We start from the raw sequence: 22,938 nt of genomic DNA, 5'->3' as shown, positions 1-22,938 counted from the left end.
TGTCGCCTGTACGGCTGGACGCTGGCTGGTTCGGCGCTGGCTGGTTCGGCACCGGCTGGGTCAGCGGCGGATGCCCGCCCAGTCGTGGTGCCGGCGGACTGTGGAGAGGATGAAGTCGACGACCCGCCGGGAGGTGTCCGGCACCTGGTAGTCCACCGGGCAGGGGACCCCCTGCGCGGCAACCTGGGCCACTGTCACCTCGACCGCCTCGACCACGCCCTGCGGGTCGAGACCGGTCATGATGATGCCGCCGGCGTCGAGCGCCTCCGGGCGTTCGATCGACTCGCGCAGCGTCACCGCCGGGAAGCCGAGGATGGCGGACTCCTCGCTGACGGTCCCACTGTCCGACAGGGTGCAGTACGCCCTGGTCTGCAGGTGCACGTAGTCGAGCAGGCCGAACGGCTCGTGGAAGGCGATGCCGTCCAGCGCGGTGGCGTCCGGGGCCAGCGCCTCCAGCCGCTTGCGGGTCCGCGGGTGCGTGGAGACCAGCACCGGCAAGCCCCACCTGTCGCGCACCGCGACCAGGCAGTCCAGCAGCCGGCGGAGCCGGTCGGGGCGGTCCACGTTCTCCTCGCGGTGTGCGCTGACCAGGAAGTACCCGCCCGGTTCCAGCTCCAACTGCCGCAGGATCGTCGAGCTGGCGATCGACGCCCGGTAGTGCTCCAGCACCTCCCGCATCGGCGAGCCGGTGTGCAGGATGCGGCGCGGGTGCAGGCCCTCGGCGAGCAGATTGCGCCTGGCGTGTTCGGTGTAGACCAGGTTGAAGTCCGCCACGTGGTCGACCAGCCGACGGTTGGTCTCCTCCGGCACGTTCAGGTCGAAGCAGCGGTTTCCCGCCTCCATGTGATACACCGGCACCCGCATCCGCCGCGCCATCAGCGCGGCGATGCAACTGTTGGTGTCGCCCAGCACCAGCAGCGCGTCCGGCCGCAGCTCGGCGATCGCCTGCTCCATGCCGATCAGCACGCCCCCGAGGACCCGGCCGAGCGACGAGGTGTCGACCTCCAGGAACCGGTCGGGCTGGCGCAGCCGCAGCTCGGTGAAGAACACGTCGGACAACGTCGGGTCCCAGTTCTGCCCGGTGTGGACCAGAACGTGGTCGACCGTGTCGTCGAGCCGGGCGAGCACCCGGGACAGCCGAATGATCTCCGGTCGAGTGCCGACCACAGTCATGATCCTGGTCATGCCCGTCCTCTCTGCGCAGCCACCTTGGTCAGGATGTCCTCGAACTGGTCGACGCCCACCCGCAGCGACATCCGCTCCTGGTAGACGTGTCGGGCCCGGCTACCCATCTCGCGCCGGACGTCGGTGGGCAGGTCGGCCGCCGTCACGAACTGGTCGGCGAGCGCCCGCCAGTCCTCCGGCGGGCACACGAGACCGAGCCCGGCCGAGCGGACGAGGGCGGCGGTGTCGCCGCCCGCCGCGGCGATCACCGGCATGCCGCAGGCCAACGCCGCTTGGAGCTTCGACGGGACGGCGGCCCGCAGGGCGGGCACGTCACGCAGACACACCAGCTGCCAGTCCGCGGCCGCGGACAGCTGGGCCATCTGATCGGGCGGGTGCCTACCGATGAACCGCACGTTGTCGGCGCCCAGCTCGGCCGCTAGTCGACGGGCCGCGTCCTCGCCCGCGCCGGAACCGACAAGCACCAGGTCCAACCGGTCCCGGGCGGCGGCAGCCGCCCGGATGGCCGTGTCCAGGCCCTGCAGGAGCCCGAGGTTGCCGGCGAACATCACTGTGCACCGTCCTCGATGACCCAGCACCGTACCGGCCTCGGCGGTGACCGGCACCGGCCGGAACAGGGCGTCGTCGGTCCAGTTCCAGACCACGCGCACCCGGTCCGGGTCGGCGCCTCCCGCCACCACCCGCTCGGCCATCGTCGGCGAGATCACCACGATGGTGTCCGCCAACCGGTACGTCGCACGCATCAGCGCGCCGACGGCCCCCTCCAGGGAGCGACCGGCCCGGCCGGTGGGCGCCATGCCGGAGTGTGTCACCGAGTCGGGCCACAGGTCCTGCACGTGCAGGACGATCGGTGTCCGCCGGGTGGCGCGCAGCAGCGCCGCGGCGGCGACGGCCGTGGGTGGCGGGTGGTAGACGTACGTGACGTCGACGTCGGCGAGCCACCGCGCCCCGGGCACCGCGCTGCTGGCGCCGAAGGACAGCAGGCTCAACGCCCGCCGCAGGGCGGAGGCGTCGTGACTCGGATAGGCCGGCACCCGCCGGACCGCCACCGGCCCGTCGGTTTCGCGGTGCCCCCAGCGCTGCCGCCAACCGGGATAGATCCGGCCGTACGGGTAGCTCGGAAAGGTGGTGAGCACCCGCACCTGGTGGCCCCGGTCGGCGAGCCCGCTCGCCAGGTTGCCGGGGATGAACGCGCCCTCGGGGGGATACCACTGGCTGATCAGGCCAACCTTCACCCGCCGACCGCCACCGGCGTCGTCCGGGTCGCCTCTACCGGTTCGGGCCAGGTGTCCGGTCGGTCCGGGTCGAACAGCTCGTTGGTCCAGAACATCGTCACCAGATCGTCCGAGCCGGTGTTGACCAGCTTGTGCGCCCACATCGTGGGCATGTCGACCAGCACCGGCTCGTCGCCGCTGACCGGGAACCGCAGCACCTCGGTGTCGTCGACCCGGCGCAGACTGATCTCGGCCGAGCCGCGCAGCACCACGAACCGTTCCACCTTCGCCAGGTGGAAGTGCTCACCTCGGGTGATGCCGGGGCGGGTGGTGGAGCAGAACGTCTGCCCGGCGCCGCCGTGTGCCTTGACCGTCTCGACCAGCTCGCCCCGGGCGTCGGCCCTGCGGGGCAGCGCCAGCGGGTAGTGCGCCGGGAAGCAGTGCGACCGGTAGGTGTTGAACAGCCGCACGTCGTGCCGGCCCACCAGGGATGGGAACTCCCCGGTCCGGTACGTCGCGGCAATGCCGGTGAGCAGGCTGGCCAGAGCCTGCACGCCGATCCGCAGCGGCGGCATGGCCGGATCCCACGAACCGCCCGCCGGCACACCGATGAGCCGGGCGGCCGCGTCGGTGACGTGCACGAGGCTCAGCTCGCGGTCGGCGTGCACCTCCGGCCGGCCGCCCTCGGCGAGCACCCGGCAGAACGTCGCCACGGCCGAGTTGTAGTACGGACGCCCGTGCTCGCCGTACAGGTTCGGCAGCAACACGTCGTCGACCTCGACGCCGGTGGCCGCCAGCACCCGCGCGGCGGTGGCCTTGGCGTCGCCGTACGGGGTGCCGTTGCCGGCCTGCACCGAGTTCGCGTAGATGACCCGCGCCGGAGGATTCGTACACCGCTTGAGGCCGTCGGCGAGCTGCGCGGCGAGGTGGACGTTCCCGGCCGCGACATCGGCCGGCTCGCCCCGGTTGACGCCGGCCAGGTGCAGCACGCGGTCCACACCTGCCACCTTCGCGGCGACCACGTCGGGATCGGTGAGGTCGGCCCGGGTGAGCACTACCGGTTCCGGCCAGGCCAGCGCCCGCAGCAGCACCCGCACGTGCCAGCCGAGGAACCCTCCGGCGCCGGTGACGGCGAGCCTCAGCACGCCAGCACCGGGTCCCGCAGCGCCAGCTCCGCGCGTACCTCGGGCAGCGTCTTCAACAGCGCGATGATCTCGGGTACGCCGAGCTGCGGCGCGTTCGCCGAGTTGAAGTCCTCGCTCGGCCCGCCGCCGAGGTCACCCTCGGAGACGTACAGCGCGTAGTTGAGGTCGCGGGCGTCCAGCGGCACCCGGAGGAATTCGCCGAAGTCCTCGGCCTGGGCGAGTTCCTCCCGGCTGGCGAGCGTCTCGGCCTGCTTCTCTCCGTGCCGCACGCCGATCACGTCGAGCTTGGCGGGCACGTCGAAGAGGTGGCAGACCGCCTCGGCCAGGTCGCCGACAGTGCAGGCGGCGGCCTTGCGGATGAAGATGTCGCCGGGCCGACCGTGGTGGAAGGCGTGCTCGACCAGCTCGACCGAGTCGGCGAGCGACATCAGGAACCGGGTCATCCCGGCGTCGGTCACGGTCGGCGCCCGGCCGGCCTTGATCTGCTCGATGAACAGGGGGATCACCGATCCCCGCGAGTACATGACGTTGCCGTAGCGCACGCAGGAGACCGTGGTGCTGCTGTTCGGGTTGTTCCGGGCGTGCGCCTGGGCGACCTTCTCCATGAGGGCCTTGCTCATGCCCATCGCGTTGACCGGCTGGACGGCCTTGTCCGTGCTGAGCACGACTACCGATCCGACGCCGTTGCGCTCGGCGGCCTCGATGACGTTGGCGCTGCCCAGCACGTTGGTCCGGACGGCCTCCAGCGGGAAGAACTCACACGACGGCACCTGCTTGAGGGCGGCGGCGTGAAAGACGTAGTCGATGCCCCGGCTGGCCTTGAGCACCGAGTCGTAGTCGCGCACGTCCCCGACGTAGTAGCGAACCCGTTCGTCGCCGAACAACCGACGCATGGCGTCCTGCTTGGCTTCGTCCCGGCTGAGCACCCGGACCTCACCGGCGCCACGGTCGAGGAGTCGGCGCACCATGGTTTGGCCGAAGGAACCCGTACCGCCGGTGATGAGAACGCGGCGTCCGGTGGTCGAGAAAGTCACAGCTTGCTCTCCGTCTCGCTCTGGCAGAGGACCACATGCCGGTGGGCACGTCAGCCGGGCCGCCGGTCACACATCGGGCAACGAGCCCAAGCGGTCACGGAAACGCCCAAAGTTCGCATTAGTGAGTGTCGGCCGTGAAGTTCCCCGGAGAGGTCGAGCTGTCCGACTCGTGAGGCCGATGTCGGTAGAAAATCGTGAAAGTCCGAATCGCCACGATAGAAACTGGTAGGACTCATTCAGCGTCTTCCACGCGCATCTGCCGAAGCCTTGGCGCATCGCCCCTGCCGGTACCTGCCGTCGCACGTCGAGACCCCCGCCCCGCCCTAGGAGCAACATGCTTGACCGCAGCCCAGAGCACACGCCGGCGCACGGCTTGGTACACCTGGGTGAACCCTGCACGCCGCAGGAAAAGACCGACGTCAAGGCACTGGTCGCCGTCGAAGCGAGGTTCGCCAGGACACCGGATGGGGCGATCTGGACGCGAGAAGGACCCGCCTACGGCTTCTTCACCCGCTACCTGTCTGCCTTCGACGAGGTGTTGGTACTCGCCCGCGTCGCGGACGTGGCATCCGTGGCCCCCAACTCCCATCGGGTTGACGGACACCGGGTGACGGTGCGGCCTGTCCCCCACTACCTCGGGCCCTGGCAGTACCTTCGGCGCCGGCGCGCTGTCGTTCGCGCCTTGCGTGCGGCAGACGATCCACATGCCGTCCTCATACTTCGCGCGCCCACGGTACTGGGATCGCTGCTTGCCACCACGCGTGACCGCTCGGGCCTCCCCTACGCAGTCGAGGTGATGGCGGACCCCTTCACGGTCTACGCGCCGGGAGTGGTGAACCACCCACTACGCCCATTGTTGAGACGGCGATACACGAACATGCTCCGGCGCCAGTGCCGGGCCGCGACCGGTGTTTCGTATGTGACCGAGCGGTACCTGCAGTTGCGGTACCCGCCGGGCGCACACGCCGTCACCGCCGCGTACTCAAGCGTGGAAATGCCGCCCGATGCCTACGTGGCCGCACCGCCCCTGCCTCGGCACCGCGACGAGTACGTCATCGTCTCCGTCGGGTCGCTGGAGATGCTGTACAAGGGCATCGACACCTTGATCAGGGCACTCTCTCAGCTGCTCTCGGCCGGGCTGCCGGTGCGCTGTGTCCATATCGGAACCGGCCGCCAACAGGCTTACCTGGAACGGCTCGCCACGCAACTCGGCGTGCGGGACAAGATTGAATTCCTCGGGTCCGTGCCCGCGGGCGAGCAGGTACGCCAGCACGTTGACGCGGCCGACGTGTTCGCCATGCCGTCGCGGACCGAAGGTCTCCCCAAAGCGCTGGTCGAGGCAATGGCTCGCGGGCTGCCTGCCATCGGATCCTCGGTGGGCGGGATTCCGGAACTGCTCGCCGAGGAGGACATCGTGCCTCCAGATGACCCTGCTGCCTTGGCGGATGCGATAGGGCGGCTACTGAACGATCCCGCACGGCGGGCCCAAGCTTCGGCTCGAAACCTGGCACGCGCCCGGGACTTCTCCCAAGCCACGCTCGAGCGACGACGCAATGACTTTTATCGGGCTGTGCGGGAAGCCGCCGCCCAGCAGGACTGCGAGACGGAGCGAATCTTGCACCAGAGATCGCGTCGTGACGGTTCGGCCTCGACAGCGCTTGAGGGAGAAGCAGTTCGATGAGCAGCTTCACGACGTCGTTCAGCCCCAGCAGCCCTGCCCGCTCAGGCCCAGGCCGACCACCCCACCTCTCTGCTCCGCGTCACGCCTCGGACAGATTCCGAAATAGCGCTCGGTACGCCCCGAACCCAGCCGGGAAACTGCTGAGCAGAGACGTTCCGGGCCTGGCGTTGATCTGCGCCGCAGCCTTCATGGCGGCCTGGTCGCCGAAGCTGGCCAACACCTACGGAGGCGCACTGGCGGTGGCCGCCGTCCTGCTGAGTTCACACCTCCCACGATTTCGTCTTCCCGACGTGCTTGCGGGTCTCACCGCTGTGTGGGCACTTGGCAGCGCGCTGCTCGACACAGTTGACCCTCCAGCCACCCGTTGGCTTGGCTACATGTACGCATCGGCATGTCTGGTCTTCATCGCGGCGCGGCACATCATCAGGAACAAGTCGTATTTCATCACGGTGGCCTACGCGCACCTGGCCGGCTGCGTCGCGACGTGCTTCACGTTGATCACAGGGGCGCGGGGTAATGCCGACCAGCGCGATGCGATCCTCGACTACAACGTTCGGTACGGCGTGGACGGCATCAACATCAACTACACCTCGTACACTCTGGCGACCGGGGCGGTGCTCGCAGTCGTCCTACTACACGTCGGCCCCCGATCGCGGGCGATGCGGGCGGTGCTTGTCGTCACCCTGCTGGCGTTGGCATACGGCGTTCTACTGACGGGTTCCAAAGGCGCCACGCTCGGGCTCGTACTGGGCGCGGCGATCCTCGCTCTGTCCCGCATCACGTCGAAGTTCGCCTGGACGATGACGCGCGTCTGCGTTCCGGTGTTGATCCTGCTGCTTCCGTTCACCGCTGCCAGCCTCTTCAGCTCGACGGCGCAACGGCTCGACGGTCTCTTCGGCCGTGAGACCGGCGACCTGTCCGGCAGGCTCGAGGTGTGGCCGGTCGCCATATCGGCGTGGATGGAGCATCCGTTCGCGGGCCTCGGTCCTGGCGTCTTCCGACTTGAGAATCCCTACCAGATCGGCCCGCACAATCTTCTCCTCACCGTCGGTACCGATCTCGGTCTGATCGGCGTTCTCCTCTACGGGTCGACCATGATCGCAGCCCTGACCTACGCCGCCCGAAACGCCGGTCACACCGGTCGAGTGCTCGCCGGTGTCTTCGCGACGAGTCTGCTGCCGATCTGGCTGAGCGGGCACTGGGAGTACGCACAAGGCGCCTGGCTGGTGTTGGCGCTTCTCTCCGTCGTCGGGATTGCCTCGAACGCGCACCTGCAGAATGGCGGGCGTCATCGATCGACGGAACTCCGGGACGAGTTCGGGGGCGTCAGCCGTCCTCTGGCTTACGGGATCCGACCTGCCAGGCCGGTGCGGTGACCGGCCGTACCAACGGTCACGGTCGAGCCGTCTCCAGAAGCACGGAAAGCTGCGGAGCGTAGCCGCGGTAATCGAACGACTCCAGCGCCTGCGCCCTGGCAGCCCCTCGCATGGCATCCCGCTGGGCCGGGGCCAACTCCAGCGCGGCGTGTAAGACGTCGGCCAGTTCCGTTTCGGACCAGCCGTCACAGACCAAACCCTCGACGCCGTGACGCAGATAGTCACCAAGGTCACTGGTCAGGTTAGCGATCACCGGTGTGCCGTTGGCGAGGCTTTCGCAAAACTTCGTCGGAAAACCAGCCTGCGCGAACCGCTCCGGCCGACGCAGAATCACGCTGAAGTCGGCTTCCCTCAGTGCCTGCGGCATCTCCTGCTGAGCGAGCCGACCCCGCACGTCGACGCCCTTCGGGAGCCGCTCAAGCCCCGCAAGGTCCCGCACCTGGGTCGCCGTGGGCCCGTAGATGTGCAGTTCGATCGCGGCCCCCTGTCGCTCGAGCCGGTCGACCGCACGGACCATCGTGCCCAGCAGGTCCTTTCGACCTGGAGTGCCGAAGTAGACCAGGGACAGGTCGGCCGCCTGACGCCGTACGGCGGGACCGACCCGCAGGGTACGCACGTCGAGCGTTGGCGGTACGCGTACCACGTTCGTGCCGAGCCCGCGGTAGTAGTCCTCAAGATAGGAGCTGATCGCGACGATGCCGGCACAACGCGGATAGAAGTAGCGCATCGCGGATTCCGAGCTCAGATGCAACGGGCCGAGGAAACCGCCGCGCAGGTGCCGAGGGTCGTACCATTCCACCACGTCGGCCAACAGCGGAACCCGGTTACGCCGGCACCAGCGGCGTAAGTGGAGCATGTACTGCGCGGCACCGCCGTAGACCATCACGTGCGACGGTCGCGTCGGCTGGGCGTCCAACCAGTCGACTGTGCGCCGCCCGAGCCGTACAGCAAAGTGGGCGGCCCTGGCCAGCAGCGAGCCTCCGACGGAGGCTGTCTCCCCGAGCCCGAGATAGGAGACGGAACCTGGCCCGTCGACGCCCTCCAACGTGCTGATGGCTCGAGGGCCATCCTCGCCGCTCGCTACCACAACGTGGTACCCGGAGCTGGCGAGTGAGCTGGCGATGCCGACGACACGCCGGGAGCCCGGCTGCCCCCAGGGAAACTGAAACGGACCGACGTACGCCAACCAGTCTCGATGGCGGACCATGGACTCATCCATTGCTGCGCTCCCGCTCGCTCAGTTCCGCGACAGCGCCCGCGCCGGTCCTGCTGGCCTCGGCCAGGAACTCGGCGAAGCGCTTGCTGAGCGTCTCCCGGCGGTGGTGCCGGCGGGCGTACCCCAGGCCGTTGCTGCCCCAGGTATGGCGCAGACCCGCATCTCGGAGTAGCCGCAGAGCACGCGTCATCGGCTCCAACCCCTCAGCTCCCACCACGACACCAGCCCGCGCCTCGGCAATGTGTCGCATGGATGCGAGTTCCTCGGGGCCGAAGCCGAGGATCGGGCGCCCGGCCGCGAGGTACTGCGGGATCTTCGTGGACAGCGACAGTCGGGTGTAGCGCCGGTGGCCGGGCGCAAACGACTCGACGTGTACGAGGATATCCGCGGCCTTGAGAATCTTGGGCACTTCATCGCTGTGCAACCAACGGTCAAGGTGGACAGATCGGCTTCCGGTGAACGCCTCGCGGAACTGCACGAGGTCGCGCTCCGGTGCATAGACGGTGAGCCGCAGCGGCGGTAGGTCGCTGGCGAACTGATCCAGTGCCTCGGCGATCTGCGCCAGCGGCCGCCATCGGCCCAGATGCAGCCCACCGACGTAGACCAGTTCCAGCGGCTGCGAGGAGGGGCGCGAGCTGTCCTGGGCCGAGCCGTCGGCGAAGTCGGCGTCATCCACACAGTTGGCGAAGGCGCCAAAGGGAATGCCGTACTGCCGTTGGTACTCCTCGGCCATGGGCAGGCTGATACACATGCCGCGCGGTGCTCTTCGCACCGCCGCGCGAAGCGTACGCAGCAACGATGCCCGGGCCAGCCCGAACAACTCCCCCGAGCCGTAGTTGGTCGTCGGCCAGTCGTCCATGAAGTGCGGTACGAGGGGCACGCCCACAGATCGGGCGATCTTCGTGGCGAGCCGGTTCACACGGACGCTGCCCAACAGTGAGTAGACCAGATCGGGCTGGTGTCGGCGCAGCCACGGTGCCAGATCGTCTGGAAACCGGCAGGGGGTCAGGTCAGCCGCAGCCCGCAGCTGCGCGACGAGGCGAGACGTGGGACCTCGGTTGGCCGCCAGCGCCCCTGGTGCTCCCAGCGTGGCTCGCGATCCGCCGGAGGCGGCGAGCATCGAACGCAGAGCGTGGTCGACCGGATAGTTCCGTAGCCCGAAGTGGTAGAACGACGTGCACACGTCCGTGGTGCGTGGTGCGTCGACGGTGTGCACCTGCGCGAGCCGATCGGCCGGCCACCCCTGAAAGAGGTTGGAAAGCGTGATCCCCTCATTCGTCGAACGGCTGAACGGTTTCGCCCCCACCACCAGAACTCGTGGGTGACCATCATCGAGTCTCAAGCGCAACCTCACGTTCGGTCGACTGCGGTTCGGACATCGTCAGCGCCCTGCGGTAGCCGTAGATGGCGGCCGGCAGCACCGTGATCAAATACGCGGCCACGGCCACGTAGGGCAGCGCGGTGATCCCCCACAGGGTCGCGGCCCACCACTTCCCGATCAGCGAGAGAACCAGGTAGGCCACCCACCCGAGCAGTTGCGGGCGGACGACTCCCATCGCGTTCTGCACCATGAACCGGGGCGAGATGCCCGCGAGCAGCACCCACCACAGCGCCAGACCGCCGAGGAGCCACCGGTCCCCGCCAAGCGGAACGGAGAGCCAGGCAGCGAAGAACGGCCCTCCGAGGATCACCAGGACCACCGAGGGCACCAGAGTTATGGCCGTGGAGATCAACGTCATCCGGCGTACCGTCCGGTAAACCCATGCCAGATCGTGTCGGGCAAGGGCTTCGCCGTTCGCCGGCCAGAGCGGCACGTTCACCAGGCCGACCAGCATTCCGGCCTGAGCCAGCACCTTGGCCGGCACGGCGTACGCAGTGACCTGCTCCAGGCCCAGGGTCTGCGCGATGATCAAGGTATCCGCGTTGTTGGCCGCCGACATCACCACGGTCAGCACGAAGAACATTCCACTGAGCCGGAGCAGCCTTCGGGCGAGGGTCCGGTCCACCTGACTGAGCCGCGGACAGATCTCCGGTATTCGATGCCCGTAGACCCACACGGAATTCGCCAGGTTCGCGAGAAGCGGACCGATGACCGCCGCTCCGACCACGATGACGGGCGGCTGCTTCGTCCAAACCGCCGACAACACAAGCGGCAGGGCCAGCACAGCGCCCGCCGCTTGCCACATGTTGCTGATGGAGACCTGCTGGAAGGCGTACTGAACGCGGATGATCAACGACAGCGGAATGTTCAGCACCACGGCGGTCAAGCCGACCAGCACCATGCCGCGGACGTCTGCCGGGCTCATGTTGCCCGGCAGACCGAGCAGGGAAGCCCACGGCACCACCGGCGCCATCAGCCAGAGCAGCACGCACAGCATCACCGCCAGCGGCACCAGGAGGAAGTACGCGCTGGACAGGTACCGGCGGGCACCCTCGCTGTCGCCCGCACCGTGGCACAACGTCAGCTTCGTCATCAAGCCGTTACCCAGGCCGAGGTCGGCGAACGCGGCCATCCCGGCCAGCGCCAGCACGGCAGCCCACAGACCGTAGCGCTCCGGGCCCAGGTAGGACAGGGTGACGGGAATCAGGAGCAGCGGCACCACGACGCCAAGGGCCCGGCCAGCAACGGCAGTGGCTATCCCGGCCGCGAGGCGACGGCTACGTTCAGCACCCTGCCGATCGTCAGAGGATGAAGCGTCGGGCCGCTGGGGGCTCCGGTTCTGCGAGACGTCGGGGGTGAGGGTTCCCTGGGGTGCGCGATGCATGTCGGATGTCAGTGTGCGGCCAAGACGCGCTCAGACATCCAGGCGACGGTCGCCTCCAGCCCTTCCCGCATCGAGTAGCGGCGCAGGGAGGGGAACAGCTCGCGCAGTCGGCTGGAATCTGCCTGCGAGTCACGGACGTCCCCCGGGCGGGCCCGTTCGTGCACCCGGTCAAGCGGGCGTCCCAGCACGGATTCCAGCTCTGCTACCAGTTCGAGGAGGGAGACACGCGCTCCGAAGGCCAGGTTCACCGCATCGGGCGCGGAGACTCGTCGGACGATCGCGTCCATGATGGTGGAAGTGACGCTACCGACGTAGGTGAAGTCACGAGTTTGCCCGCCGTCGCCGTGAATCCGCAGGGGCTGGCCCGCGAGAGCCGCGGATACGAACTTCGGCACCACGGCGGCGTACGCGTGGTGCGCGGCCTGTCGCGGACCGAAGACATTGAAGAAGCGGAACGCCAGGACCGCGTGGCCATAGCAGGAGGAGTGGGCGAGGGCGTATGCCTCCGTCGCCAGCTTGGACACCGCGTACGGGCTCACCGGCATCGGCCGGAGCGTCTCCTGACGGGGCAGGATCGGGTTGGCGCCGTAGACCGACGACGAGGAGGCGACGATGACGTGCGGGACGTCATGCCGTCGTACCGCTTCCAGCACCATCAAGGTGCCCGTCGCGTTGGCGTGATGGCTGGCAAGAGGGTTGTCGATGGACCTCGGGACGGACCCCAACGCACCGAGGTGCACCACACAGTCCGCGCCGGTCAGCGCCTCATCGAGGACCTTCGTATCGAGGACCGAGCCGCGCAGCAACCGGACTGGTAGATCAGCGAGATTGTCCACCGATCCGGTCGAGAGGTCGTCCACCGCAATCAGCTCATCCATCAGCGGGTTGTCGACGAGCTCCCGGAGGAGGTTGGCACCGATGAATCCCGCGCCCCCCGTGACGATTACCTTCAAGACGTTCTCCTCGCTCACCCTGCGGCCACGGCGACCGGGAGCGGCCGAGTCCGTCTCCTTCAAGCAACGAACAGGATTCGCGCAGGTCACGGCAGGTGAGTCGGACAACTGGGCTCGGCCAGCAGACGGCGAGGACCGGCGGCACCGGCATTGCGCCACGCCCGTCAGCGGGTCGCGATGCCGTAGATCTTCTTGATCGCCTCGGCCTTGGCCTGAGCTGGCAGGTGCCCGATCCGCAGGGATTTCTCCTGAAGTCGAGCGAGGTACTCGTCTGTGGTGCGGATGGGCCGAGCCGGCACACCCACGGCCACGGTGTTGTCGGGGATGTCGGTGGTGACAACCGCTCCGGCTCCGATCACGCATCGGTCTCCGATCGCGACGCCCGGCATGATGAGCGACCGCATCCCGATGTAGACGTCGTCACCAACTGTGATCGGAGCGGTCCACTCCAGGTCCGGGCACTCCTTTCGCAGGATCAGCGTCCCGCCGTCATGCGTGACGAACTGCACGCCGGCCGTGACGTGAACATTGTTCCCAAGGGTGATCAGCCAGGGTTCGGAGCCGAACATGCCCAGGCTCATGCCGTAGAACGTCACCCGCCCCCTCATGTTGACGCCGACCATCCGGGCGTAGGCCTGTGGGTCACGGGCCGCGACCCATCGACCCCGGATCAGCCTGACGGCGGCACGAAACTGGCTGCGCACGGCTCTCCTCAACTCGAAAAACACACCTGAACACCAGCCGCAACGATCCCCGACCTGCACAGAGACGGGCAAATGCCGCTATTCATGCTTAAGCGGACAGCAGCGCAGGCTTCCCGGCCGCCAGCGCCACCCTGGCCGTCGACGGGCAGCAGTACGGCCACTCCCGCGCCGACACCGCCGACCGTCACGTGAGGCATCTGCACCGATACGTTCAGCGACCTCGCACCCATCGACCCATTGACACCGGTCACGCCGCACCGAAGGCTCGCGCCTACAGGTCCTTCACCCAAGGAGGCGCGATGAGACCGAGACGACTGGCGATCGCCGGCGTGGTCACCCTGCTCGGCGCCGTGGCGCTGGCCCCGCCGGCGAGCGCGCGGCCACCATCGGATCCGGGTGCCCGCGAGGGCCTGGAGGTGTACGTCGGCACTGTCGACGCGAAGCAGCGCGACCTGCTGCGCGAGGCCGGGGTGGACCTCGGTCACGACGCCACTGCGGACTCCACCGGCCGCACCGCCGTCGAGACGGTCCTCACTCCCCGACAGGCGAAGCGGCTGACCGACCGGGGCGTCCCCCTCACCGTGAAGAAGGTCCGCGGCAAGGACGCGTCGCAGGCGCTGCGGGAGCAGGCGGCGGCGGGCTGGTCGGCGTTTCGCCCGTACAGCGAGCCGGGTGGCCTGCGCGACGAGCTCAGCGCCACGGCCGCGCGGTTCCCGAAGCTGACCAAGTTGGAGACCATCGGCAGGACCCAGCAGGGCAGGCCGATCCTCGCCGTCAAGGTGACCAGGGACGCGAGGAAGGTCCGCGACGGCCAGCGACCGGCGGTGCTCTACGCCGGCGCCCAGCACGCCCGCGAGTGGATCACGCCGGAGATGACCCGCCGGCTGATGCACCACGTGCTCGACAGCTACGGCTCGAATCGGGAGATCACCCGCCTGCTCGACACGACCGAGCTGTGGTTCCTGCCGGTGGCCAACCCGGACGGCTACGACTACACCTTCACCCCCGGCAACCGGCTGTGGCGCAAGAACCTGCGCGACAACGACGGCGACGGCCAGGTCGGCCCCGGCGACGGCGTCGACCTCAATCGCAACTTCGCCTACAAGTGGGGGTACGACAACGAGGGCTCCTCGCCCGACGCCAACAGCGAGACCTACCGGGGCCCGCGCCCGGCCTCGGAGCCGGAGACGAAGGCGCTGGACGGGCTGCTGCGGCGGGTCGGCTTCGAGTTCTTCGTCAACTACCACTCGGCGGCCCAGCTGCTGCTCTACGGCGTCGGCTGGCAGGTGAGCACGCCGACACCGGACGACGTGATCTACCAGGCGATGGTCGGTGACAACGCCCACCCGGCCGTTCCCGGCTACGACCCGGACATCTCCGCCGAGCTGTACACCACCAACGGCGACACCGACAGCCACGCCACCGTCCGGTACGGCACGTTGGGCTTCACCCCGGAGATGTCGACCTGTGACTCCGCCGCGAACGTCGACCCGGACGACCAGTGGCGCCCGGAGGACTGCGTCAGCGACTTCATCTTCCCCGACGACGAGACGCTGATCGCCGGCGAGGTGAGCAAGAACCTGCCGTTCGCGCTGGCCGTGGCGAAGTCCGCGGCCGACCCGGACGACCCGGTGTCGGTGGTGGGCCGCAGCACCCCGGACTTCGTGGTGGACGCCTTCGACACCTCGTACGGGCGCACCCAGCAGGTCGCCTCGATCACCCGCCGCGCCCTGAAGAACGTGCGGATGCACTACGTCGTCAACGGTGGCCGACCGAAGACCGTCGGGGTCCGCGAGTGGCGCGGCGGCGAGCGGTACGGCGACACCAACGACGACTACTACGCCGAACTGCGCGGCACGGTCACCGGCACGAAGCCCGGCGACCGGGTGGAGGTCTGGTTCACCGGCGTCAAGCAACGCGCCGGGGTGGTGGCCAGCGAACACTTCACCTACCGGGTGCACAGCGACATCGGCGGTGACGTGCTCGTCCTCGCCATGGAGGACGTCACCGGGTTGAGCCCGACGCAGACCGGCACCACAGCGAAGTACGCCGACGAGGTCGCCGCGTCGCTGACCGCCGCCGGGCGTAGCAGCGACGTGTACGACTTCGACGCCATGCGGCGCGCGGCCCCGCACCCGCTCGGTGTGCTGTCGCACTACAAGACGGTGGTCTGGGAGACCGGCGACGACGTCATCCTGCGCTCGCCCGGCCAGGTGGCCGGCACCGCGGCCAAGGCGGCGCTGGACACCGAGCTGGCCGTGCGGGACTACCTCAACGAGGGCGGCAAGCTGCTCGTCAGCGGCCAGTACGCCCTCTACGCCCAGGGCGCCAACGGGTCGTACGTCTACCACCCGGACGCGCCGCCGGAGTGCACCGACGGCGACGATCCCGCCTGCCTGCCGCTGCTGAACGACTTCCAGCAGTACTGGTTGGGCGCCCACACCTACGTCAGCGACGGCGGCACCGGCACGGACGGTCCGTTCCTGATCCACGGCTCCGAGGGGGCGTTCGCGGGCTTCGACGGCACCCTCAACGCGGCGGGGTCGGCGGGCAACCAGGAGCACACGGCCTCGTTCCTGACCACGTCGAGCTTCCTGCCGGTCGACCAGTTCCCCCAGTTCGCCAGCTCCGCGCCGGTGGACTGGGTCCGTCCGGGGTCGGCGCCGTTCGACCCGCGCACGGGTGACTGGTACCTGTGGAGTGGGCAGGCCGACGAGTCGTACAAGCGCCTCACCCGCACGGTGGACCTCTCGGGGGCCACCAGCGGTGAGTTGCGGTTCGCCGCCTCGTACGACATCGAAGCGAACTGGGACTTCATGATCGTCGAGGCACACGAGGTGGGCAGCGACGACTGGACGACCCTGCCCGACGCCAACGGGCACACCGGCCGGGAGACCGGGGAGAGCTGCGAGTCGGGTTGGCAGACCCTGCACCCGTTCCTGGCGCACTACCAGGGCGCGGACTGCTCGGCCACCGGCAGCACCGGGGAGTGGCACGCGGTCACCGGCGCGTCCGGCGGCTGGCAGGACTTCTCGATCGACCTGTCGGCGTACGCCGGCAAGCAGGTCGAGGTGTCGATCTCGTACGTCTCGGACTGGGGTACCCAGGGCCTGGGTGTCTTCCTGGACGACGCCCGGGTGCTCGTCGACGGGGCCACCGCCACCGAGACCTCGTTCGAGACCACCGACCTGGGTGGTTGGGCGGTGGCCGGGCCGCCCGCGGGTTCCGGGGGCAACGCCACCGACTGGTCCCGCAGCCAGCAGGCGTTCGAGGAGGGGTCGGTGGTGGTCACCACGGACACCGTGTACCTCGGCTTCGGGCTGGAGGGTCTGCCGCCGGCGGCCCGCAACGACCTGGTCGCCCGCTCGCTCACCCACCTGACCGGCCGACCTCGCCGCTGACGCCACGACGGGGCGCCGGCGGTCCGTGGACCGCCGGCGCACCTTCCCCGGTACGCCGGACGCGTCCGACGCCGGTGTGGTGAGCTGTACTGGTGTCGGGTCTGGGACTGGTACTGCACCCCACCCGGGATGTCACCGAGGTGGTCGGGATCATCGAACGGTGGGCTACGCGCCACCACAAGTCGCTCTACGTGCGCGCCCAGGACAAGCACCGCGTGCCGGCCAACGTCGAGCCCCTGCCGGAGGACGAGGTCGCCGTCCGCGCCGACGCCTTGATCAGCATCGGCGGCGACGGCACCATGCTGGGCGCGCTGCGCTCCGCCATCCGCGATCCGAAGCCGGTGCTCGGCGTGCACCTGGGCCGGCTCGGCTTTCTCGTCGAGATCGAGCCGCCGGCACTGCCCGAGGCGCTGAGCCGGCTGCTGTCGAAGGACTTCACCATCGAGTCGCACGCCTGCCTGGCCTGCGACGTGTGCGGCGACGACGTGGTGGCGTTCAACGACATCGCGCTGGTCCGGCGGCCCGGCTCGGGCTTCGTCACCGCCACCCTGGCCATCGACGGGCAGGAGTACGGCTACTACCGCGCCGACGCCGTGGTGGTGAGCACGCCGATCGGCTCCACCGCGTACAGCTATGCCGCCGGCGGTCCGCTGATCTCCCCGGCTGCGGACGCCGTGGTCGTCACCCCGTCGGCGCCGATGGCCGGCATCTCCCGCTCGGTGGTGCTCTCCGGGGACGAGAAGATCCGGCTGGAGCTGGAGCCGCACTCGTCGGCAGTCGTGGTGGAGATGGACGGGCTGGTGTTCCGGGACGCGGCGGACGAGGGCGCGGTAGACATCAGCTACCGGCGCAACGCGGGGCTGGTGGTGCGCTTCGACCCGCTGCGGTACCAGGAACGCAACCAGTTGAAGATGAGCCTGCTCGACCTGCCGTTCCTTCCCGAACAGCTCAAGGCACTACTCCCGAAGGAACTCCAGAACCCCAACGAAAACGAAATCCCCCCACGCTGCTAACCAACCCACCCCCACCCGGGCCCGGGCCGGGGTGGGGGTGGGTGGGTCAGGCTTGGGACAGGGCCTGGTCTACCAGGGTTTTGGCTTCTTCCTGGATCTTCTTCAGGTGGTCGGGGCCCTGGAAGGACTCGGCGTAGATCTTGTAGACGTCTTCGGTGCCCGAGGGCCTCGCGGCGAACCAGCCGGACTCGGTGCTCACCTTGAGGCCGCCGATCGGGGCGTTGTTGCCCGGGGCGGTGGTCAGGGTCGCGGTGATCGGCTCACCGGCCAGCTCGGTGGCGTCGACCTGATCCGGGGAGAGCTTGGCGAGCACGGCCTTCTGCTCCCGGGTGGCCGGGGCGTCGATCCGGGCGTACGCGGGCGCGCCGAACCGCTCGGCCAGCTCCGCCCAGTGCTCGCTCGGGCTGCGCCCGGTGGTGGCCAGGATCTCGGAGGCGAGCAGGCAGAGCAGGATCCCGTCCTTGTCGGTGGTCCAGGTGGAGCCGTCGCGGCGCAGGAACGACGCCCCGGCGCTCTCCTCACCGCCGAAGCCGACCGAACCGTCGAGCAGGCCGGGCACGAACCACTTGAAGCCGACCGGCACCTCCAGCAGCGGCCGGCCCAGGTCGGCGGCCACCCGGTCGATCATCGAGGAGGAGACCAGGGTCTTGCCCACCGCGGCGGCCGGACCCCAGTCGGCGCGGGTCCGGAACAGGTGCCCGATCGCCACCGCCAGGAAGTGGTTGGGATTCATCAGGCCGGCATCGGGGGTGACGATGCCGTGCCGGTCGGCGTCGGCGTCGTTGCCCGTGGAGATCTGGTAGTCGGCGCGGGCGGCGATCAGGGACGCCATCGCGTTCGGCGAGGAGCAGTCCATCCGGATCTTGCCGTCCCCGTCCAGGGTCATGAACCGCCAGGTCGGATCGACCGTCGGATTGACCACCGTCAGGTCCAGTCGGTGCCGCTCGGCGATCTCGCCCCAGTACGCCACGCTGGCCCCGCCCAGCGGGTCGGCGCCGATCCGGATGCCGGCGTCGCGGATCGCGTCGATGTCGATCGCCGCCGGCAGGTCGTCGACGTAGTTGGCGAGGAAGTCGTACTCCCCCGTGGTGTCGGCGGCCCGGGCCCGCGCGTAGGTGATCCGGCGGACCTCCTTGAGCCCGGCGGCGAGGATCGCGTTGGCGCGGTCCTGGATCCAGCGGGTGACGTCGGTGTCGGCGGGCCCGCCGTTGGTGGGGTTGTACTTGAAGCCGCCGTCGTCGGGCGGGTTGTGCGACGGGGTGATGACGATGCCGTCGGCGAGCCCGCTGGTGCGGCCCCGGTTGTGGGTGAGGATCGCGTGCGACAGCGCCGGGGTGGGGGTGTACCCGTCGCGGCTGTCGAGAAGCACGGTGACCCCGTTGGCGGCGAGCACCTCGAGGGCGTCCACGGCGGCCGGCGCGGAGAGCGCGTGCGTGTCCCGGGCCAGGAACAGCGGGCCGTCGAGGCCCTGCTCCCGCCGGTAGTCGCAGAGCGCCTGGGTGACAGCGAGGATGTGGTCGGAGTTGAACGCGTTGCGCAGGCTGGAGCCCCGGTGGCCGGAGGTGCCGAAGGACACCTGCTGCGCCGGGTCCGCGGGGTCCGGATGCTCGGCGTAGTAGGCGGTCACCAGGCGCGGCACGTCGACCAGGTCGGCGGGCTCGGCGGGCTGGCCGGCACGGGGATGGGTCACGGGGGTCTACCTCCTTGATAGTGCGACTGTCACGGCTCGACCCGCTGGCCCTTGCCGATCACCACGATGCCGTTGTCGGAGACGGTGTAGCGCTGCCGGTCCTTCTCCAGGTCGACGCCGATCTCGGCGCCCTCGGGGACGAACACGTTCTTGTCCAGGATGGCCCGGCGCACCACCGCGTGCCGGCCGATCTCGACACCCTCCATCAGCACGGAGCCCTCGACGTGCGCCCAGGAGTGCACCCGCACCTTCGGCGACACGATCGAGTTCTCCACCAGCGAGCCGGAGATCACCACACCCGGCGAGACCATCGAGCCGACCGCGCGGCCGACCCGCTCCCCCCACTGGTGGACGAACTTCGCCGGCGGCCACGGCGGCTGCTCCGTGTAGATCGGCCACTCGAAGTTGTAGAGGTTGAAGACGGGGTGCACGTTGATCAGATCCATGTGCGCGTCGTAGAACGAGTCGAGCGTCCCCACGTCGCGCCAGTAGCCGCGGTCCCGGTCGGTGCTGCCCGGCACCTCGTTGTCGCGGAAGTCGTAGACGTTCGCCTCGCCCCGCTCGACGAGCATCGGGATGATGCTGCCGCCCATGTCGTGCTTGCTGGACTTGTCGGCCGCGTCCCGCTCGACCGCCTCGCAGAGGGCGCTGGTGGTGAAGACGTAGTTGCCCATCGAGGCGTAGATCTCGTCGGGCGCGTCCGGCAGGCCCACCGCGTCGGTGGGCTTCTCGCGGAACGCACGGATCTTCCGGCCGTCCTCGCCGACCTCGATGACACCGAACTGGTCGGCCATCGAGAGGGGCTGCCGGATGCCGGCGACGGTCACCGCCGCGCCGGAGGCGATGTGGTCCTCCACCATCTGCCGCGGGTCCATCCGGTAGATGTGGTCGGCACCGAAGACGATCACGTAGTCGGGCTGCTCGTCGTTGATGAGGTTGAAGCTCTGGTAGATGGCGTCGGCCGAGCCGGCGAACCACCACGGGCCACGACGCTGCTGCGCGGGCACCGGGGTGACGTAGTTGCCGAGCAGGGTGGACATCCGCCAGGTCTTGGTGATGTGTCGGTCGAGGGAGTGGGACTTGTACTGGGTCAGCACGACGATCTTGAGATAGCCGGCGTTGGCCAGGTTGGAGAGGACGAAGTCGACCATGCGGTACATCCCGCCGAACGGGACGGCCGGCTTGGCCCGGTCCGTGGTGAGTGGCATCAGGCGCTTGCCCTCCCCACCCGCCAGGACGATCGCGAGCACCTTGGCAGCCATGCCCCGACGCTATCCACCCGCGTCGGACTTCACCACTCGTACGGGGAGTCTTCTGCACTAGGGTGCGGGGTCATGACGGAACCCACCCCGCTGCGCGTCGATCTGCTCACCCGCGAGTACCCACCGGAGGTCTACGGCGGCGCGGGCGTGCACGTCGAGTACCTGGCCCGGGAGTTGCGCCACCTCACCGACGTACGCGTGCACTGCTTCGGCCTGCCGCGCACCGAGCCGGGCGTCACGGCGTACACCGATCCGCCCGGCCTGACCGGCGCGAACGCCGCGCTGCGGACGATGGGTGTGGACCTGGAGATGGCCGCCGGCGCCGCCGGCACCGACGTGGTGCACAGCCACACGTGGTACGCGAACATGGCCGGGCACACCGCGAAGCTGCTGCACGGGGTGCCGCACGTGCTGACCGCGCACAGCCTGGAACCGCTGCGGCCGTGGAAGGCCGAGCAGCTCGGCGGCGGTTACACGCTCTCCTCCTGGATCGAGCGCACCGCGATGGAGGCCGCCGACGCGGTGATCGCGGTCAGTGCGGGAATGCGCAACGACGTGCTCGCCGCCTACCCGCAGGTCGACCCGGACCGGGTCCGGGTGGTCTACAACGGCATCGACACCGTGCAGTACGCGCGGGACTCCGGCACCGACGTGCTGGAGCGGCTCGGCATCGACCCCGCGCTGCCCAGCGTGGTGTACGTGGGCAGGATCACCCGGCAGAAGGGCCTGCCGTATCTGTTGCGGGCGGCCCGGGAACTGCCGGCGGACACCCAGCTCGTGCTGCTCGCCGGCGCACCCGACACGGCCGAGATCGCCACCGAGGTCCAGGAGCTGGTCGCCGAGCTGCGGGCCAACCGCTCCGGCGTGGTCTGGGTGGCCGAGATGCTGCCCAAGCCCGAGGTGATCCAGGTGCTCACCCACGCGACAGTCTTCGTCTGCCCCTCGGTGTACGAGCCCATGGGCATCGTCAACCTGGAGGCGATGGCCTGCGAGACGGCGGTGGTAGCGACCGCCACCGGCGGCATCCCCGAGGTGGTGGCCGACGACGAGACCGGGCTGCTGGTGCCGATCGAGCAGGCCACCGACGGGTCCGGGACGCCGCTGAAGCCGGAGACGTTCGTGGCCGACCTGGCGGCGGCGATCAACACGCTGCTCGCCGACCCGGCGCGCACCGAGCGGTTCGGCCTGGCCGGCCGGCGGCGCGCGGTGGAGCACTTCTCCTGGGACGCCATCGCCCGGCAGACCCTCGACGTGTACCGCTCGGTGCTGGGGGCCTGACAGCGCCCAGCCCGTCGACGATGCCCGGCCGATCTAGATCGCCGTTCCGGGCGGGGACTTGAGCAACGACGTCGCCTGAGCAGGGTGACCACCGTGGCCGTTGCGGAGCGCGCTCGCCGCTATGCGGATGAGGTCGATGTTGACCCCGGCGGCGCCGCTCGGGTCGTCCACCTTCAGCTTCACGTCGAGGCTCACCACCGTCTCGCCCCAGCCCTGCGCCTCGATGTTGAGATGCGCCACCTTCTGTGATCCCAGGTGCGGCAGATAGCCGAGCGGGGCCACCTCGACCCGGTCGGCGTCCGGCAGGGCGTTGAGCTTGGACTGCTTCTTGGTGTTGGGGTTCTCGACCAGGTTGCGGAAGTCCTCGGTGCCGCCCAGGTTGACCTGGTAGGAGCTGACGAGCGTGAGACCCCGTTCCCGGAGCAACCGCAGCAGCGCGTTGTGCACCACCGAGGTGCCGAACTGGCTGGCCAGGTCGTCTCCGAGCAGCGGCAGACCGGCCGCTTCGAACCCGCTCATCACGTCCGGATCGCGGGAGATCGGGTCGGCGGTGGTGTTGATGAAGGCGACGCCTGCGGTACGCGCCGCCTCGGCGTACGCCCGGGCGGTCTCCGGTCGGCCACTCGGCGCCGAGTAGAGCAGCACCTCCGCCCCGGCCAGTGCCGCCGCCACCCGGTCCACCCCGGTCGAGTCGACGAGTCCCTCGGTGACGGCGACACCCGCCTCGGGCAGGTCGCAGTCGAGTCGGGGGAAGTTGTTGGGCGGCAGGAAGATCGCCTCGGTCAGATCCCGGCCGATCTTCTCCCGGGAGGTGGCGAAGGCCGCGACGAACTCGATGTCGCCCACCGCGAGCCCGTCGACGATCGGCCGGCGGACACCCACCAGACTGCCGCTGTCGCGGTGGAGAGCGATTCCCTGCACCAGCGCGGAGGTGTTGTTGCCGACGCCCACGACCGCGACCTTCACCTTTTCGATCATGGCCGGAGGCTACGGCACCTGCGCGCACACCGTGGTGCGGTGA

At 69.3% G+C, this 22,938-nt stretch carries 17 protein-coding genes; 5 read left to right on the top strand and 12 right to left on the bottom strand.

Going from position 1 to position 22,938, the window contains the following annotated elements:
- Positions 1-60 precede the first annotated feature (60 nt).
- Genes wecB through B0E54_RS23465 form a run of 4 tightly spaced genes read right to left on the bottom strand, consistent with a single transcriptional unit; the run spans position 61 to position 4,578 of the window.
- Entirely contained in the window at positions 61-1,185 is a 1,125-nt protein-coding gene (wecB, locus tag B0E54_RS23480) for a non-hydrolyzing UDP-N-acetylglucosamine 2-epimerase (protein ID WP_234588085.1), read from the bottom strand.
- Positions 1,182-2,420: a glycosyltransferase family 4 protein gene (locus B0E54_RS23475; protein WP_234588083.1), complete on the bottom strand. Its 1,239-nt coding sequence runs from the start codon at positions 2,418-2,420 to the stop codon at positions 1,182-1,184. The genes wecB and B0E54_RS23475 overlap by 4 nt, the downstream gene beginning before the upstream one ends.
- Positions 2,417-3,544 (bottom strand): NAD-dependent epimerase/dehydratase family protein, encoded by a 1,128-nt coding sequence (locus B0E54_RS23470; protein ID WP_234588080.1) that lies wholly within the window; start codon positions 3,542-3,544, stop codon positions 2,417-2,419. The genes B0E54_RS23475 and B0E54_RS23470 overlap by 4 nt, the downstream gene beginning before the upstream one ends.
- Positions 3,538-4,578, bottom strand: a complete 1,041-nt coding sequence (locus B0E54_RS23465; protein WP_308195391.1) for an SDR family NAD(P)-dependent oxidoreductase — start codon at positions 4,576-4,578, stop codon at positions 3,538-3,540. Before B0E54_RS23465 ends, B0E54_RS23470 begins: the two co-directional genes overlap by 7 nt.
- A 334-nt stretch (positions 4,579-4,912) precedes the next feature.
- Between B0E54_RS23465 and B0E54_RS23460 the strand changes: the two genes are divergently transcribed.
- Together B0E54_RS23460 and B0E54_RS23455 are read left to right on the top strand one after the other, a co-directional pair.
- A complete protein-coding gene (locus B0E54_RS23460; protein WP_234588078.1) occupies positions 4,913-6,259 on the top strand; it encodes a glycosyltransferase family 4 protein in 1,347 nt (448 codons plus the stop codon).
- 188 nt (positions 6,260-6,447) lie between these two features.
- Positions 6,448-7,635, top strand: coding sequence for an O-antigen ligase (locus B0E54_RS23455; protein WP_234588075.1), 1,188 nt, complete (start codon positions 6,448-6,450; stop codon positions 7,633-7,635).
- 16 nt (positions 7,636-7,651) lie between these two features.
- Here B0E54_RS23455 and B0E54_RS23450 read toward each other — a convergent pair whose 3' ends face one another.
- The 5 genes from B0E54_RS23450 to B0E54_RS32635 form a co-directional block, all read right to left on the bottom strand.
- Entirely contained in the window at positions 7,652-8,551 is a 900-nt protein-coding gene (locus tag B0E54_RS23450) for a glycosyltransferase (RefSeq protein WP_234588073.1), read from the bottom strand.
- Between the two features lie 295 nt (positions 8,552-8,846).
- Positions 8,847-10,160: a glycosyl transferase family 1 gene (locus B0E54_RS23445; RefSeq protein WP_234588072.1), complete on the bottom strand. Its 1,314-nt coding sequence runs from the start codon at positions 10,158-10,160 to the stop codon at positions 8,847-8,849.
- A gap of 19 nt (positions 10,161-10,179) precedes the next feature.
- Positions 10,180-11,616, bottom strand: a complete 1,437-nt coding sequence (locus B0E54_RS23440) for a lipopolysaccharide biosynthesis protein (RefSeq protein WP_255787533.1) — start codon at positions 11,614-11,616, stop codon at positions 10,180-10,182.
- An 8-nt stretch (positions 11,617-11,624) separates the two neighbouring features.
- The gene (locus tag B0E54_RS23435; RefSeq protein ID WP_234588070.1) at positions 11,625-12,569 is read right to left on the bottom strand and encodes an NAD-dependent epimerase/dehydratase family protein; all 945 of its coding nucleotides are present in this window, start codon (positions 12,567-12,569) and stop codon (positions 11,625-11,627) included.
- Between the two features lie 164 nt (positions 12,570-12,733).
- Positions 12,734-13,165, bottom strand: coding sequence for an acyltransferase (locus B0E54_RS32635; RefSeq protein ID WP_308195390.1), 432 nt, complete (start codon positions 13,163-13,165; stop codon positions 12,734-12,736).
- A gap of 407 nt (positions 13,166-13,572) precedes the next feature.
- Here B0E54_RS32635 and B0E54_RS23425 point away from each other — a divergent pair, with 407 nt between their 5' ends.
- Positions 13,573-16,674, top strand: coding sequence for a M14 family metallopeptidase (locus tag B0E54_RS23425; protein WP_234588069.1), 3,102 nt, complete (start codon positions 13,573-13,575; stop codon positions 16,672-16,674).
- A gap of 89 nt (positions 16,675-16,763) precedes the next feature.
- On the top strand, positions 16,764-17,687 hold the full coding sequence (locus tag B0E54_RS23420) for an NAD(+)/NADH kinase (RefSeq protein WP_255787537.1): 924 nt from the start codon (positions 16,764-16,766) through the stop codon (positions 17,685-17,687).
- A gap of 46 nt (positions 17,688-17,733) precedes the next feature.
- Here the strand turns inward: B0E54_RS23420 and pgm are convergent, their stop codons facing one another.
- A complete protein-coding gene (gene pgm, locus B0E54_RS23415; RefSeq protein WP_234588067.1) occupies positions 17,734-19,377 on the bottom strand; it encodes a phosphoglucomutase (alpha-D-glucose-1,6-bisphosphate-dependent) in 1,644 nt (547 codons plus the stop codon).
- Positions 19,378-19,406: 29 nt separating this feature from the next.
- Entirely contained in the window at positions 19,407-20,639 is a 1,233-nt protein-coding gene (gene glgC, locus B0E54_RS23410; protein ID WP_234588066.1) for a glucose-1-phosphate adenylyltransferase, read from the bottom strand.
- Between the two features lie 72 nt (positions 20,640-20,711).
- On the opposite strand from glgC, the gene glgA reads away from it, so the two are divergent.
- Positions 20,712-21,917 carry a glycogen synthase gene (glgA, locus tag B0E54_RS23405; protein WP_234588065.1) on the top strand — a complete coding sequence of 402 codons (1,206 nt, stop codon included), beginning with the start codon at positions 20,712-20,714 and terminating at the stop codon, positions 21,915-21,917.
- Positions 21,918-21,950: 33 nt separating this feature from the next.
- Here the strand turns inward: glgA and B0E54_RS23400 are convergent, their stop codons facing one another.
- Positions 21,951-22,895, bottom strand: a complete 945-nt coding sequence (locus B0E54_RS23400) for an inositol-3-phosphate synthase (protein WP_234588063.1) — start codon at positions 22,893-22,895, stop codon at positions 21,951-21,953.
- Positions 22,896-22,938: the final 43 nt, after the last annotated feature.

Origin of the sequence: Micromonospora sp. MH99, assembly GCF_021442385.1 — a bacterium.
Lineage (GTDB): Bacteria > Actinomycetota > Actinomycetes > Mycobacteriales > Micromonosporaceae > Micromonospora.
Note: the sequence above shows the minus strand (reverse complement) of the source record. Positions and strands in the feature narration are given on the sequence as shown.